This window comes from Caballeronia sordidicola (assembly GCF_002220365.1).
In the GTDB taxonomy this organism is placed as follows: Bacteria; Pseudomonadota; Gammaproteobacteria; order Burkholderiales; family Burkholderiaceae; genus Caballeronia; species Caballeronia sordidicola_C.
This window is the reverse complement of the sequence record NZ_MTHB01000011.1, coordinates 1-12,725: the sequence shown is the minus strand read 5'-3', so window position 1 is coordinate 12,725 and position 12,725 is coordinate 1. Positions and strand designations below refer to the sequence as shown.

Annotated in this window: 10 protein-coding genes; 1 reads left to right on the top strand and 9 read right to left on the bottom strand. The window is 58.9% G+C overall.

Going from position 1 to position 12,725, the window contains the following annotated elements; all coding sequences use genetic code 11:
• Window positions 1-317 precede the first annotated feature (317 nt).
• Window positions 318-1,238 carry a LysR family transcriptional regulator gene (locus BSU04_RS00530; protein ID WP_089158768.1) on the top strand — a complete coding sequence of 307 codons (921 nt, stop codon included), beginning with the start codon at window positions 318-320 and terminating at the stop codon, window positions 1,236-1,238.
• A 137-nt stretch (window positions 1,239-1,375) separates the two neighbouring features.
• On the opposite strand, the gene BSU04_RS00525 is transcribed toward BSU04_RS00530, so the two are convergent.
• From BSU04_RS00525 to BSU04_RS00490, 9 genes are all read right to left on the bottom strand, one after another.
• Window positions 1,376-5,164, bottom strand: coding sequence for an ATP-binding protein (locus BSU04_RS00525; protein ID WP_089158767.1), 3,789 nt, complete (start codon window positions 5,162-5,164; stop codon window positions 1,376-1,378).
• 14 nt (window positions 5,165-5,178) lie between these two features.
• A complete protein-coding gene (locus BSU04_RS00520; RefSeq protein WP_089158766.1) occupies window positions 5,179-5,937 on the bottom strand; it encodes an aquaporin in 759 nt (252 codons plus the stop codon).
• Window positions 5,938-6,178: 241 nt separating this feature from the next.
• Window positions 6,179-6,823, bottom strand: coding sequence for a response regulator transcription factor (locus tag BSU04_RS00515; RefSeq protein WP_089158765.1), 645 nt, complete (start codon window positions 6,821-6,823; stop codon window positions 6,179-6,181).
• Between the two features lie 97 nt (window positions 6,824-6,920).
• The gene (locus BSU04_RS00510; RefSeq protein ID WP_089158764.1) at window positions 6,921-7,598 is read right to left on the bottom strand and encodes a response regulator transcription factor; all 678 of its coding nucleotides are present in this window, start codon (window positions 7,596-7,598) and stop codon (window positions 6,921-6,923) included.
• Window positions 7,595-7,753 (bottom strand): hypothetical protein, encoded by a 159-nt coding sequence (locus tag BSU04_RS46175; protein WP_179258152.1) that lies wholly within the window; start codon window positions 7,751-7,753, stop codon window positions 7,595-7,597. The genes BSU04_RS00510 and BSU04_RS46175 overlap by 4 nt, the downstream gene beginning before the upstream one ends.
• Complete coding sequence (locus BSU04_RS00505; RefSeq protein WP_089158763.1) at window positions 7,753-8,400, bottom strand: response regulator transcription factor; 648 nt, start codon at window positions 8,398-8,400, stop codon at window positions 7,753-7,755. Before BSU04_RS00505 ends, BSU04_RS46175 begins: the two co-directional genes overlap by 1 nt.
• 794 nt (window positions 8,401-9,194) lie before the next feature.
• On the bottom strand, window positions 9,195-9,725 hold the full coding sequence (locus BSU04_RS00500; protein WP_089158762.1) for a single-stranded DNA-binding protein: 531 nt from the start codon (window positions 9,723-9,725) through the stop codon (window positions 9,195-9,197).
• A gap of 179 nt (window positions 9,726-9,904) precedes the next feature.
• On the bottom strand, window positions 9,905-11,107 hold the full coding sequence (locus tag BSU04_RS00495) for an MFS transporter (RefSeq protein WP_089158761.1): 1,203 nt from the start codon (window positions 11,105-11,107) through the stop codon (window positions 9,905-9,907).
• A 366-nt stretch (window positions 11,108-11,473) separates the two neighbouring features.
• On the bottom strand, window positions 11,474-12,725 hold a 1,252-nt coding region (locus BSU04_RS00490), incomplete at its 5' end, for a group II intron reverse transcriptase (RefSeq protein WP_089158760.1).

The following is a 12,725-nucleotide window of genomic DNA, read 5'->3' as shown; positions in this document are numbered from 1 at the left end:
ACACAAAAGGCTTTTTGAATAAGTCGAAAAGTAGCGCGATATCTTGCTCAAACGCTTGTTCCATCAGGCATTCGAGCTATCTCGAATTAATATCCGGATGCCTAATTAGTTGCACGCGTTGCAGAGTTGCGACAGTAGCAACCGTACGACACAAGCGCGTTTTGGTCGACTTTCGTCCAATTCCTATTTCACCGACAGCCCCACCGCATTAGCATCGCGCACGCGAGTAGAAGTTTTTAGAAAGACGGCTCTACTCGTGTCTCTTTCGGCCCCGAGGCGTGACATACACGGGGCGACTATTTGTTCATCGGTTGGTCATGAATCATCTTCAAGCCATGCGCGTCTTCGTGAAGGTCGCGGAAACCGGGTCGTTCGGCCGGGCTGCGGCCGCGCTCGATTTATCGAACGCTGTCATCACGCGTTACGTCGCGTTGCTCGAGGCGCACCTCAATACGCGACTGCTCAATCGCACGACGCGAAGCGTGTCGCTCACCGAAGCCGGTGCGTCGTACGCTGACGGCTGCCGGGCGGTCATAGAACAGGTCGAGGCGATTGAGTCGACGGTGTCGCAAACTTCGTTCGATCCCTCCGGTACGCTGAAGCTCGTGGCATCGGCTTCGTTCTCACTGTTCGGACTCACGCCGCTGCTATGTGAGTACCGCGAGGCGTTTCCTGACGTGAAGTTGCGTCTCACGCTGCTGCATCGACCAGTGGATCTGGTGGATGAGGGTTTCGATGTCGGTATTGTGGTGCCGCGCATGGTGAACAGTGGCACGTTGATTAATCGGCCCTTGTTCAAGGTGACACCGGTCATCGTGGGCGCACCGGGCTACCTCGCGAAACACGGCGTCCCGCTGCGGCCCGCTGATCTAGCTGCCCACGCGTTCCTGTCACCATCAGCGGACATACACGGATCCACGTGGTCGTTCACGGGCGCAAACGGCGAGGACGAAGATATCGTCATCGATCCGGATTACACGGTCAACAATTCGCAAATGCTTCGACAAGCCGCCCTGTCCGGAATGGGTATCACAGCCCTGCCGGAAAGCCATGTCGCGGATGATTTTGAACAGGGTGTGCTCGTACGTTTGCTCACTGACTACGCGGTGAGTAACGCGGACAAGGAAGTGTCGCTTGTGTATCCAGGACGCCGTCACGTGTCCGCAAAAACACGTTCATTCGTTGATTTCGCGCTCGCGCATTTCAGGAAAGACTCGGCGATAAACGCGTTGTTTTAACGGACTTGAAAGCGCCGGTGTGACGTGTTGTTTGCAGAACCGGTCGAAACGTCAGCGTTGGATAGTCATGCGTTTAGCGACCGCAAGACGAATGGCATTGCATGAACAGCCCCTCGCCTCGCCCCGCCCCGCAAACATCACGCCATCTCCAAGCATTGCGCTTCAATACGCTCAAGCAGAACCGCGCAGCGTGCGATCAGTACCGCGCCATCTTCGCGTCGAAGGGCGTCAGGCTTATCGACGAGGTCGCGTCGGAAGCTATCGAGTGCAATTTGCAACGGCCGATACTGCAACACGCTAGCCGCTCCGATCACCCGATGATGCCACTCGCGCAACTGCGTCACGCTACCGCCATCGAGCAGGGCTCTCAGCGCGTCGAGATCATCGCGGAACGACGACACGAACGCGTCGAGCAACGCCTTGACCGTAGTCTCGCTGCCCCAGAGTTGCGTCATGTAGCCCAGATCGATCTTATCGGTTTCTGCGTCGAAGGTCTCTACGTCCTGTTCCTCGACAACAACCGGTTCCGGCGCCGCTGATGCGCTGTCCATCACACGCCATCGATTCAAATGGTCGCGCAAAGTAACGAGCCGCGTGGGCTTGACGAAGCAGTCATCCATGCCGGCTTCGCGGCACATGGACAACTCCTCGGGCGCAGTGCTCGCGGTAATGCCCAGGATCGGCAATCGCTTCGACAACCCCAGCTCGCTCGCCCGCACGCGCCGCGCCAGTTCATACCCGGTCATGTTCGGCATGTGACAGTCCGTAATGAGAAAGCCGTAGTGCGTCTGCTTCAGTGCCGCGAGCGCTTCCACGCCGTCCTGCACCACGTCGCACGCGAAGCCCAGCAGCGCCAGCTGATGACGAATCAGCTCCTGATTCACGGGATGATCTTCTGCGACGAGCACAAGCCGCCCCATGCGAATAGCGCGCTCACGATCGGGCGGCTCGTTATTCGTATCAATACCGCGCGTCGCACGCGAGACAAGCTGCGGCAAGCCCGTCAACGCGGCCACGCATGCAGCGCCCAAGCCGCGCCAGGAGATTGGATTGACGCTCACGCGAATGTCGTTGTCCAGGATGCGATAACCCGTGGGTTTCGGTTTCTCCGTGACGTGAATCACGCGGGTCTTCAGCGGCAGCGCTTCCGGATGAGTGTCGCTGAGAAACACGAGGTCGATGCCATCGAAGGTCTGCGGATCACGCAGCGTGGCGTCGTCGCTGGACCGGATTGCCAGCTTCAGGCCGAGCGCCTGACCATAGTCAACCAGCGCACGCGCCACACGCTGATCGTCGATAGCGATAATTCCGCTCTTGCCCCGCAAGCCATCGATCTGATAGTTCGTCGTTTCGACCGGCATGTCGAGCCGCACGATCATTCGCGTGCCAACGCCCACCTGACTTTGCAGCTCAAGCGTTCCTCCCATCAGTTCGACCAGCTTGTGACAGATCGTCAACCCGAGGCCCGTGCCGCCGAAGCGGCGCGTAGTGGACGATTCCGCCTGCACGAACGGCTCGAACAGACTCGCCTGCGCGTCCGCCGCAATCCCGATTCCTGTGTCTTGCACGCTCAGCTCGACGGTCTGCACACCGCGCGCGCTGTCGACTAGATTTACCGTGAGCGCGATCTCGCCTTTCATCGTGAACTTGATGGCATTACTGATCAGATTGAAAAGCACTTGCCTCAGCCGAACGCTGTCGCCGCGCAAACTCGCGGCGATATCCGGCGATACGTCCACCCGCACGCGCAATCCTTTTTCGTGCGCGCGTCCCGCGAGCAAACCAATGGCGTTATCGACCAGTTCGCGCAGGTCAATCGGCATGGATTCAATGGTGAGACGCCCCGCCTCGATCTTCGAATAGTCGAGCAGATCGTCGAGAATCTGCAGCAATGCACTCGCCGAGTCCTGGATCATGCCGAGCATCTGCGATTGATCGGGATTGAGCGGCGTGTTCTCGAATACTTCCACCAGTCCGAGCACGCCGTTCATGGGCGTACGGATTTCGTGGCTCATCATTGCGAGGAAATCATCCTTGGTGCGCGAGGCGGCTTCCGCAGCATCGCGCGCCGCGGCGAGTTCGTCGGCCCGCGCGCGCTCAACACTGGCGTCGACCCAATAGCCATTCCAGACAACCGCGCCGTCCGCCTCGCGGTGCGCCACGAGATCCGCGCGAATCCAGCGACGGCCTTCGTCGACGATCGAGCGAAACTCCGTGTGAACCGGCTCGAGCGTAAGCGCCGAACGCTCGATCGCCTCGCGCACACCGCGCTTGTCGTCAGCGTGAATCAGCGATAGACCCGCCATCTGGTCGTTGCCGAGCGCGGCGAGATCGGCGGGATCGGCGAGATCGGTCCCAAATAAATGACGCGTATCGCCGCCGACGTACGGGAAGCTGTACGACCCATCTTTCGCGCGCCGCAACTGAAATACAACAGCCGGCAGCGAGCGTGTGACGTCGTGCAGGCGGCGTTCGTTTTCGCGCGCGCGCATTTCAGCGTCGCGGATGTCCGTGATGTCGATCATCGTGCCGACGACACCCGCCATTGCCCCATTCGCCGCCGCGAATTCGCCGGTCCAGAAGAGCCCATGACGAGGCACGCCGTCGCAATCGTGAAAGGCGATTTCGACCTCCTCGCGCCGCCCGCTCGCGATACTCATGCCCACGAGATCATGCAGGCGCTGGCTGTTATGGGAGCCCCACGATTGAACCTCGAGCGTCGTGCGTCCGATGATGTCCTCGCGCTTCAGCCCGAGCGTCTTTTCGAACGCACGGTTCACCGCTATATAACGATTCTCCCGATCCTTCGCGACCAGCGGATACGGCACGACTTCCATCATGGTCTGCTGAAAACTGAGTTGCGTAGCGAGACGCTGCTCCGTTTCCACGCGCCTTGCCATTTCACGCTGGAGGACAACGAACGCGCGCAACGTGACCGCCAGCACCACGCCAATTGCGATCAGCGCCGGCAGTAGCCGCATGGCGCTGACACTCCAGCCGCTTGACAGCGGGTCGAGCGCTGCCTGGCGGACGGCGAGGATGCGTTGTTTGTCGGCGTAGGGCATAGCGCTCAACGCACGGTCGATCAGTGGCGCGAGCCGGCTGAATTCCGGACGCAGCGCGAAGCTCATATGCTCGAAGTTGCCGGCCGGCCCGATGATCTCCAGCTCGTCGTCACGCGCGGCCAGCGCGATATCGACAGCAACGAGATCGCCGACGAACAGATCCACCTCGCCCCGGGCCACTCGGTCGAGTGCGGCACTCAGGTTGGGCGCGATGGTAAGCACGGCGCCCGACGGCAAATTGCCAAGCCGCCCGCTAGCCGCCAGACGCGCCGTCACGACGATCCGCCGCGATGACGCGTCCTGAATACTTTTCATCACCGGTTCGTCCGACCGCCCGACTATGACGAGCGGATAGTCCGCCAGCGATTTGGTCGAGATTCCGCCGGCAAGACGCGGCGTCTCGCGCTCGGTAGTCGCCACCATGTCGATCTGCCCGCGAGCAAAGGCTTTCGACACATCGGCCCAGCCCGGATACACACGCCGCTCGAGATCGATATCTAGCGCCTTCGACAAATAGGTTGCGTATGCCATCGCGATACCTTTCGGCTCGCCACTGGAATCCACATAGGTGAACGGCGCCCAACCGGCATCAACACCCAGCGTAAGAGGCGGCAGCGAGTGCAAATAGGCACGTTCGCCAGCACTTAAGCTCAGCGTCTGCGATTGTTCCGTACCGGTGCTTCCTGACCGGGGTTCTGAGCGGCGAACCTCGGCTGCGTCGGGGGTCACTGTCGGATAGTCTTGCGTAGTTTGGTTCGCGCGTTCAACACGCAAAGGATCGGCTGAAACGCTCGATGCGGCCCACACGAGCACAAACAGCGTCATCAGGCGAACCAGACGAAGGATGGAGGAGGACGACATGATGTTCGCGCCCGTTACGACAGTTGCTTGTCGAGCACGCCGTCGATACGGCCGACGTGCGTCAGCGGCTCGCTCTTACTCGTTGCGCTGCGCTGGAGCATGGGATGGACGAGGCCTGCCAGCACACCGCCCGCAAGCGGCGCCGCCCAAAACAGCCAGAGCTGATCTAGCGCCCAGCCGCCCACCACGAGCGCGACGCCGGTGGAACGAGCGGGGTTCAAAGACCCGTTTGTCACCGGAATGGCGAGCAGGGAACACAACGTCAGCGACAGCCCGATCAGCACGGAGCCGTTGAAACGCGCTTGCCTGCCGGACGCGACCGAGAGCGTCACGAGGACAAACACGAAGGTCATCAGCGCCTCGACGATCAGCGCGGCGTGCAACTGATACCCGGCGGGCGAATGAGCCCCGTAACCATTCGCGCCGAACGCGATGAGATCGGGCGAGACACCTGGGCGCCCGCTCGCAACGACATATAAGAACCACCCGCCGGCAGTCGCGCCCCCAATCTGAGCGGTGATAGTCGGGACCAGGTCCCGCACGGGAAAACGGTTGGCAATGGCGAATCCAACGGTAACCGCGGGATTGAAATGAGCGGCGCAAACGGGACGCAGAACGTAGACAAGCGTGGTTGCCGCAAGGCCGAAGGCCAGGGCTTGGCAGACGAGCCCGATATCGGAGCGAAAATAACCACTCGCTAGCGCGGTGCTGCCGCAGCCGAAGAAAATAAGCGAAAAGCTTCCCGCGCACTCGCCTATCAGTTTCTTGAACATGCCGTCACCCCGTCTGAAATTCGCTCTCGGCCAACGCACGCCCGACCGCACAAAAAAGATTGGCGGGATCACGCGCGTTGGCGAAGTAAAGCGTTCAAGTCTGGAGCGAAAGGCGCACCGGTTTAATCAGACCATTCCTAAACATTTCTGAGAAACAATGTTGTCTGTTCGTTGCCCATGCGATTCTGGTGGTGTCGATTGGAAAGGGAATTTCGACATGGTTTCGACGCGGCTTTTTACGTTACACGAGACCGATTTGTCTCAAGTAGTCGATCAGTTCAGTCTCGCTTTTCAGCCCAAGCTTACGCATTGCGCTGCGCCTCTGCGTACCAACGGTTTTGACGCTGCGCTCCAGACGTTTCGCAATGCTGATCAGCGACAAGCCACTCGCGTACAACTGGAAAACCTCCCATTCGCGGGCGCTCAGTACCCCGGCGCGACCGGCAACGTTGACGAGTTCGTTGCCCAACAGCGCCCCCGCGTGCTTGGAGACGAAACGTCCGCCATCGACAACCTCGATAACCGCCTGGTTCAGCGCTTCCATGCAATCGCGTTTGTCGACGAGGCCGTCTACGCCCAGTTCCAGCAAGCCGGTCAGCATTTGAGGCTGCGCGATCATGGTCACAACGATCACGCGCGGCCGCTGTGCTTGCCTCAGGAAACGTCGTAGAAACGCGATGGCGTTGTTTTCGCCGTTGATGCCCCGCATGCCAATGTCGGATATCACGACCTCGCACGGAAAGCTGTCTATCCGGTCTGCGAGTGATTCGGTATCTACAGCCGTAGCCACTACCTTTACTCGCGGGTCCCGCTCAAGCCAGATGCGGATCCCCTCTCGCACGACCGCATGATCGTCTGCCACGATAATCCGGATTTTCGAATCCATTTTTGTTTTATACGCCTGGTACGTGATGGCCCACGTGTCTCCGGGACCTGATGTATACAAGTCGTACTTGTATTGCGACGGCTTTTAACGCCGTTGGCTAAACCCCTAGCCGTTGTGCCTGGACCAGACCACTGTCGAATGCAAATCGGTAAAGCTCGGCATCCGTCGATAAATCGAGCTTGCGCATGGCAGCGCATTTTTGCGCGCTGATCGTCTTGACGCTGCGGCCGAGTTCGCGCGCGATTTCAGTGACGTTGCCACCGCGCGCATAGCGGGCAATGACGTCAAGTTCACGGCGCGTGAGTTTCTGTCGAATGAGATCCACCTGGTTTGCCGAACTCGCGTCCGCGAGCAGTGCGCGCACCGACGGTCCAAGATAATCCTCGTGCGCAAGCACCGTCACGATCGCCACGTAGATAAGCTCGAGCCGGTCCTGCTTGCTGACCACCGCGTTGGCGCCCGCATCGAGCGCGCGCGCGATCAGGTCCGCATCCGTTGTCATGGATAAAACGACGATTGCCGCTTTCGGATGATGTTCGACGATATATTTGATCAAATCGATACCATCGCCATGCTCGCCGCCCGGCATGTAAAAATCCATGATGACGACGTCGCATTCCCGCTTCTCGAGTGCTTCCACCAGCCCGGTTGAATCTTGCGCGCGACACACAATTTCAATGTTTTGCACATTAGCGATCAGCCGCTCGATGGCAAGAACAACTAATGGATGATCGTCCGCTACCGCCAATTTGATTCGTTGAGTGAACGCAATCATTTACTAACCTCTTCTAACCTGAAATTCGCCCAGGTGATGCGTCCGCTCGCGGCGGGTTTCAATTTGCCGGTGCTCGCACGGCCCGCTGAAGGATCGTTGATCTGCGCCGTCATCAACATAAGATGCCTCCGAAAGCCTTTCGCAATCTGCAGCATCACGTCATTCCGTGCGCGCGTGCAAAGGCGAATAATCCCGGATCGTTCTGGACCCCGAGCTTGCCCATGGCGTCGCGCTTCTGACGGCTGATCGTGCGGACATCGCGTTTCATGAAACGTGCAATCTCGGTGATCGACAAACCGCTCGCGAACATCCGGACGACTTCGATCTCCCGCGGCGAAAGACGCGGGCCCTCCCCGAGTGCGTCGGCTTCTGCTCCGGCCACCGCCAGCGCCGAGACGATCGACGTGCTCAGGTAGCGGCGTCCAACGCCTGCAAACTTGACCGCTGTGGCAAGCTCGTCCATGAACTCGACCTTGTTGAGCAAGCTCATTGCGCCAGCGGCCAGGATTGACCGGAGGATGGCGACGTTGCTCATGCTGGTCAGCACGACAATGCTGATGGCCGGCCAGTCTCGCCGCAAGCGCTTGATGAGCCGCAGGCCGTCTTCCGCCTGCAGGCCTTGCTCGGGCATCGCGAAGTCGGTCACCAGCACGTCGCATGGGGTGTATGCCAGCAGCCTCAGCAACTCTGCAGCGCTTGCAGCCTCGGCCACGACTTCCAGATTTTCATCCATGCTGAACGTCGCTCGAATGCCGAGTAAAACGAACGGATGATCGTCTGCCAGAACGATTCGCAGTTTCAATGCTGCCTCTCAGTTTTCTTGTATGCACTTCGGGTTGAATCCGCGCCAACTGGCAACGACCATTGGTAATGCGCCGTTGCACATAAGAACACGGGGATAAGCCGCTCTATATAGGAACACTCTCAATGTTCCTGCTACACAGCGCGTCACTTCCAAGACTTGTCTAATTGCGGCGCGGGTGGGCGCGCTCGTTTGTCTGACTGTTGCTTGCCATGGGCGCTTGTGGCCGGCATGCTGCACCACATGGTTCAACGTAGGCCAGAGTAGATTTCAAATAGCCGACTGTTCTATACGAATTGTCCTAATCCTCTCTGTTTAGAAACGAAGCTCTAAACCGTTGCTAGTTAGCAATCCGACAATCGCACGGAGGACGGCAATATGCACCGGTCAACAGAGCGGTGGACGAAAATTGGGCTTTGTTGAGATTTGTCACCGGATGGCACGGTCGCTTGTCCACGCGCCTTTTATTTTGGTGATGAATAGACCAGAGGCCGCTTTCACCGGAAGATCGTGTGCTGGAGCAGTCGAAATGGACGCATGGAGGTCCTGCGTTTCATATCGGACATTTTTTCTCCGTCTTTCTCTTTTCGGCGATTGCGTGCTGGGCTGCCGACACGTGGCGCGATCGCAACGCGCATCTTTCCCGATGCCACCGCTCGAAAGGCACCGCTGCCCGACACGGTGCGGCGAATGCCAGCGACCGGTTCATCGTCACCTCGACGCGCGCGCAAAGCAAAAAGCCCGCACGAGGCGGGCTTTTTAGTCAAACGCAACAAAACCGCTGGGTACGCCGATCAGAACGGAATATCGTCGTCCATTTCGTCGAAACCACCGCCCGCCGGCGCGCTCGGACGGCTTGCGCCTCCTGCATTCCCACCGCCCGCAGGACGCCCGGCCGCGGCACCGCCGCGGCTCGCACCACCACCGCTGCTACGCTCAGCCGGCGCGCGGCTGTAGCCTTCATCACCGCCACCACCGCCGCCTGCACCGCTGCGTCCACCCAGCATCTGCATTTGTTCCGCGACAATCTCGGTCGCATACTTTTCCACGCCGGCTTGATCGGTGTACTTACGCGTACGGATCCGGCCCTCGATATAAACCGACGAGCCCTTCTTCAGATATTCGTTCACGATCTCGGCAAGCCGGCCGAAAAACGACACGCGATGCCATTCCGTCAGCTCCTTCATCTCGCCGGACGTCTTGTCCTTGAAGCGATCGGTGGTGGCAAGGCGGATGTTGGCCACGGCGTCGCCGCTCGGCAGATAGCGGGTTTCCGGATCGGCTCCCAGATTGCCGACGAGAATGACTTTATTGACGGATGCCATGATTTCTCCAGTTGATTCAATTCAATTCAATTTGACCTGATGCGGTGCGCTCGCAACGCGACACGCGGTGGCAGTCGACCTGTTCAGCAAGACCTGCAAAATCCGCAAACCTCATGCACCACGCTGCGGCAAAATTTTGCCGACACGGCAAAATACGCCCGACAAAAAACGACAGCTGCTTAAGCCGTGCGCCGGATTTTCTGCGGCGGCGGTTTCATGTTCGCCGCCACGATCAGCCATGCAAAAACCAACCCCGAGCACGCGAAAAATACAGCGCTCTGCCCGTCTACTTTCAGCAGCCAGCCACCGATCACCCCGCCAATGGCGAGGCCGATCGACTGCGTTGTGTTGTAGACGCCCGCCGCCGCGCCCTTCCTCGTGCCAGGCGCGAGTTTGGAGACGAGCGACGGCTGCGACGCTTCCAGCACATTGAAGCCCAGGAAGTACACGAACAAAACTGCGGCCACTGACCACAGGGTATGCGGAGCGGCGCCGAGTAACAACTGGCCAATCAGGATAAGACCTATGGCGCTGACCATCACGGCCTTCATTTTTCCGCGTTTTTCCGCGGCGATAATGGCCGGCACCATCATGACGAACGCCAGGCCCATCACGGGCAAATAGACTTTCCAATGGGCTGCGACCGGCAAACCTCCCGCCTCCAGAATGCGCGGCACAACGAGAAAAAGCGCGGTTTGCGTGGCGTGCAAAACGAGCACACCGAAGTTCAAGCGCAGCAATTCCACGTTGTGCAGTACTTCGGCGAACGGCGCTTTCACGTGCACGGGCGGTTTGGGTGCGTCCGGGACGACCCAGATCACGACGCCGACCGCGAGTATCGATAAAAAGCCGATCAGCGTAAACAGTCCGCTCATGCCGACCCACTCGAACACAATCGGCGCGCCAACAATGGCCACCGCGAACGAGACACCAATGCTCGCGCCCACCATGGCCATGGCTTTCGTGCGGTTTTCCTCAGAGGTCAGATCCGCGATAAACGCAATCACCGCCGACGATACGGCTCCCATGCCCTGGATCACGCGGCCGACAATGATCCACGTCATGGAATGGCCGACCGCCGCCACGAAGCTGCCGATGGCGAACACGATCAGCCCGAACGCGATCACCGGCTTGCGCCCGAGCTTGTCCGAGACCCAGCCATAAAAGATGTACAACAGCGACTGCGTGACCCCATAAGCGCCGAACGCGATGCCGACCAGCAGCACGTTGTCGCCGCCCGGGATGGTTTTCGCGTAGATGGAAAACACCGGCATGATCATGAAAAGACCGAGCATGCGCAGCGCAAAGATAGCGGCAAGCGACACGGTCGCACGCAACTCGGGCGCGCTCAAACGTGTGGACGTAACAGACGGATTGGACATCGGGACGAGGTAATGTGGAAACGCGTCTGGCCGTGCGCGCGGACGCGGAACTCAGGCACGGCCGCCTTGTGGTTGCCCGGAACGGCACTATATGAGACGGGTAGCTGAAGCGTCTGGACTTGCTTCAAACCTGCGCCAGGGCGGCACGCAAAACTCGCGCGGATGGTGCCCGAGCGCCGCTTGAATGGACCATTAGTAATCCGCCAACACCCTTCGCAATCCCGCCGCACGCTTGATTGACGCCGATGAGCGCGGGCAACGCGCCCTCGGTAGGGTAGCCCACCATCCTTATGGATGATGGGCCCCCTAAGAACTGTACGTGCGAGTTTCCCCGCATACAGCTCAAGCCTACATTCAAAGCTCCGTTCAAGACAGAACCGGCTTCGTCACAACAATTTTACCAGCATGCACCTGGTGGTGGCAGTGCGGATGGAGCAAAGCTCGGTTGGATAACGTGTCTTTGCCACCATGCATCCGATATTCCAGATGATGATCGTGCCAACCCGTTTCATCCGTTAGAGCCGTGCCACAGTGCGCACAAGAGCCGCCCTGTGACATGTACAGCGTCGCCCACTGCCGACGGTAACGCATCGAGTCCCACATGCGATCCTGCCGCAGTTTCTCGCCGTACTGCTCCCACGTTGGATCAAAAGGATCAAAATCCCCTTTGATCTTCACGTGTCGCTTAATGACCGTGCCGCTGATCTGGTACAGCTCAAGCAAACCCTTGCTGCCATCTTTCGTAACTACGGGAGCAGCAAACACCCACCTGCGATCGCCAACTGAGTGAAAGTACTTCTTTCTGACCCAGTCGGCGCTTTTCTGCGGATGTCGCCTCTTAGCCCACCACCAGAGCCTTTGAAAGATCAAATGCTCCATGCGGCTGTAAGCCTGCTTAGCAACTACGGGATGGTGGTACTGCGCCCAACCCCGTAGCATCGGATTTAGCAGGCGGATCAGATCCTCCTGCCGAACCGCTTTGTTTCCGCTGATCGTTTCCCCCACTTTGCAGTAGAACGCTTGTGCGTTCTTCTTACTCGGCTTGATGAGCATCTTTTTCGAGTACTTCCGAAAATTCCACCCCAAGAAATCGAAGCCGTGATCGATGTGAGTGATCCGCGTTTTCTCCTCAGATAACTGCAACCCTCGAACCGCAAGGAATGCCTCTACCCAAGGTCGGACTTCACTGACCAGTACCTCTTTCGAGTCACCAGTAATGACAAAGTCGTCCGCGTACCGCACCACATGAATTTTCAACTTCTTGGCCTTCGCAATTCCAAATTTCGCACCGAGATGCGAAATCAGTCCTCGTTCGAGCCCGTTCAACGTTACATTGGCAAGCGTTGGGGAGATGATTCCTCCCTGTGGCGTACCGGCCTCCGTCGCCTGTAGCTGACCTTGATAAATCAGGCCAGCCTTCAGCCACTTCCGGAGGATTGCTGTGTCCATCGGGACATTGCACTCCAACCAGTCATGGTTGATATGGTCAAAGCATCCCTTGATATCCGCTTCCAGCACCCAAGGAGCCGAGCCCTTGTCATGCAAGGATTTGAATAACTGAGACTGGGCATCGGCTGTCGAGCGATGACTCCTAAACCCATATGAGTTCGGGTCGCTC